1 protein-coding gene is annotated in these 232 nt (G+C 63.8%); it reads left to right on the plus strand.

Translation table 11 applies throughout. From position 1 onward, the window contains the following. Positions 1-232: hypothetical protein (locus SB719_RS22845; protein ID WP_412160138.1), on the plus strand; the 232-nt coding region annotated here is incomplete at both ends.

A 232-nucleotide genomic window follows, 5' to 3' on the forward strand; every position in this document is an offset into this window, starting at 1 on the left:
GCGTCGCGCACGATCAGGCGGCGCTGGCTGTCGCCATCGCGGACGTGAGCAGGGCGTGCGATATCATCGTGATTTTCAGCGCTTCGGCGGTTGCCGACGAGGCGGATATCGTGCCGCAATCGATCCGCATGTCAGGCGGCGAAATCCTGCGCATCGGCATGCCGGTCGATCCCGGAAACTTGCTGGTTCTGGGCCAGCACGACGGCAAATATATTGTCGCCGCGCCCGGATC

Origin of the sequence: Pantoea sp. SIMBA_079 (genome assembly GCF_046940275.1) — a bacterium.
GTDB lineage: Bacteria > Pseudomonadota > Gammaproteobacteria > Enterobacterales > Enterobacteriaceae > Pantoea > Pantoea borealis.